The sequence below is a fragment of the Blautia sp. MSK20_18 genome (assembly GCF_020553125.1).
In the GTDB taxonomy this organism is placed as follows: Bacteria; Bacillota; Clostridia; order Lachnospirales; family Lachnospiraceae; genus Blautia_A; species Blautia_A fusiformis.
In genome coordinates, this window is sequence record NZ_JAJCGR010000083.1 from 1 (window position 1) to 1972 (window position 1972).

Below are 1972 nucleotides of genomic sequence, written 5' to 3' on the forward strand. Positions count from 1 at the left end.
CGGTACTGCTTCTTCCCGCATGCAATGCTCCTCTACCAATCTTTTCAGATTCCTTAGTTTCGGTGGCGCGTTTCAGCCCCGGACATTTTCGGCGCAGGACCTCTCGACCAGTGAGCTATTACGCACTCTTTGAATGTATGGCTGCTTCTGAGCCAACATCCTGGTTGTCTTCGAAATCCCACATCCTTTTCCACTTAACGCGCACTTTGGGACCTTAACTGTAGGTCTGGGCTCTTTCCCTTTTGACCGCCCAACTTATCTCGTGCAGTCTGACTCCCGGTGATATCTACACGGCATTCGGAGTTTGATATTCTTCGGTAGGCTTTGACGCCCCCTAGGAAATTCAGTGCTCTACCTCCGCAAGACTCACACCGAGGCTAGCCCTAAAGCTATTTCGAGGAGAACCAGCTATCTCCGGGTTCGATTGGAATTTCTCCCCTATCCACACCTCATCCCCACCCTTTTCAACGGATGTGGGTTCGGTCCTCCACTACCTCTTACGGCAGCTTCAACCTGGACATGGATAGATCACCCGGTTTCGGGTCTACTCCTACTGACTCTGGCCCTATTAAGACTTGGTTTCCCTACGGCTCCACACCTGAAGTGCTTAACCTTGCCAGTAAGCGTAACTCGCCGGACCGTTCTACAAAAAGTACGCGGTCGTACATATAAAGTACTTCCACAGCTTGTAGACACAGGGTTTCAGGTTCTCTTTCACTCCCCTCCCGGGGTCCTTTTCACCTTTCCTTCACAGTACTATGCGCTATCGGTCACTAAGTAGTATTTAGCCTTAGGGGGTGGTCCCCCTTACTTCCCACAAGGTTCCTCGTGTCTCGTGGTACTCCGGATCCTGCTCAGTCAGCTCTGCTTTCACGTACGGGGCTTTCACCCTCTCCGGCCGGCTTTCCCAAAACCGTTCTGTTAACTTCGCTGAATCTTAAATGCAGTCCATGACCCCGGCATGCACGCACACCGGTTTAGGCTCCTCCGCGTTCGCTCGCCGCTACTTACGGAATCGATGTTTCTTTCTTTTCCTCCGGGTACTTAGATGTTTCAGTTCCCCGGGTTCCCTTCCATACGTTATGGATTGGCGTATGGATGCATGAGGTCTGCTCATGCGGGTTTCCCCATTCAGACATCTCCGGATCACGGGATATTTGCTCCTCCCCGAAGCTTTTCGCAGCTTATCACGTCTTTCATCGGCTCTTAGTGCCAAGGCATCCGCCCTGTGCCCTTATTGCTTGACCTTTCGCTTCATCACCCTAGCGTAGGTGATGCGGTCTCTTGATTCTCGTGTCTTCCGATACTCTCGTATCTTCCGACATGTGTTTGATTACTCTGTTCAATAACAGATAAATCGATGTCTTCCTATCTTTGCGTTTGCATTAATTTCTTAATACTTTGCGTTTAAGGATATTTGATTAACTTAATCAAATTTCATGTATGCAGTTTTCAAGGTACAATATCGGGCTTTAATACTTAACACCCGAGTGGGCTTAAGTGGACCTTTGCCCTATTGCTCATGATTATGAACTTTTCGGGGTTCTGGTTCATTTAAACCAGTGGGCTTAAGTGGACTCGAACCACCGACCTCACGCTTATCAGGCGTGCGCTCTAACCAGCTGAGCTATAAGCCCATCTTGAAATCTTTCGATTTCAGTGGAGATGAAGAGATTCGAACTCTCGACCCCCTGCTTGCAAGGCAGGTGCTCTCCCAACTGAGCTACATCCCCATTTGATCTGGCAGCCACCTGCTCTCCCACACCGTCTCCAGTGCAGTACCATCGGCCGCTTAGGTCTTAACCGTCGTGTTCGGGATGGGAACGGGTGTGTCCCCTAAGCGCATCGCTACCAGAAATATCATTATTCAGTTGCCTTGATAACTCAACAGTAAAACACATTTCAATTACTCTACTTTTTCCTTAGAAAGGAGGTGATCCAGCCGCACCTTCCGATACGGCTACCTTGTTAC

At 49.6% G+C, this 1972-nt stretch carries 2 tRNA genes and 2 rRNA genes; all 4 read right to left on the bottom strand.

The annotated features are described in order from the left end of the window. Positions 1 to 1247: ribosomal RNA gene (locus tag LI091_RS18290) — 23S ribosomal RNA — on the bottom strand; the annotation flags it as partial. A 316-nt stretch (positions 1248 to 1563) separates the two neighbouring features. After that, positions 1564 to 1637 (bottom strand) — tRNA-Ile (locus LI091_RS18295). Between the two features lie 23 nt (positions 1638 to 1660). Next, positions 1661 to 1733: transfer RNA gene (locus LI091_RS18300), tRNA-Ala, on the bottom strand. 5 nt (positions 1734 to 1738) lie between these two features. Then, positions 1739 to 1856 (bottom strand): 5S ribosomal RNA (rrf, locus tag LI091_RS18305). Positions 1857 to 1972 lie beyond the last annotated feature (116 nt).